A 533-nucleotide genomic window follows, 5' to 3' on the forward strand; every position below is an offset into this window, starting at 1 on the left:
CAACCAGTCACGGAATGGACGAGTGTCTGAGTTAGGAATGCGCCAATAACCTGGGTCGTTGCGAGTAGTATTTGGCGTGATTACGCCTTCTTGCAACGCTGCGACAGCCATAAATGGCTTGATTGTTGAAGCTGGTGGATAAATACCTAGCGTTGTGCGGTTTACCAACGGGCGGTTTTTATCGTTCAACAAATCGCGATAGGCTTTACCAGAAATGCCGTGGACAAAAGCGTTCGGGTCGTAACTTGGGCTAGACACCATAGCTAGCACCCCATTGTCTCGAGGATCAAGCACGATAGCGCTGCCACGTCGACCATCCAAAAGCTGATGAACGTAAAGCTGCAAGTTGATATCGAGGTTTAAGACAATGTCTTTGCCCGGAACTGGCGGTACGTATTTTAACGTGCGAATCACGCGTCCTCGGCTGTTGACTTCCACTTCTTGGTAGCCAGCAGTGCCGTGCAGCAGATCTTCGTAGTATTTTTCGATGCCCAACTTACCGATGTCACGAGTCGCTTGGTAGTTGGCGTCTT

At 49.9% G+C, this 533-nt stretch carries 1 protein-coding gene; it reads right to left on the minus strand.

Annotation, left to right across the window (positions count from 1 at the left end):
• Positions 1-533 (minus strand): penicillin-binding transpeptidase domain-containing protein (locus R7Q48_RS30575; RefSeq protein ID WP_318134175.1); only part of this gene is annotated, 533 nt, incomplete at both ends.

The sequence above is a fragment of the Vibrio sp. 378 genome, assembly GCF_033339435.1.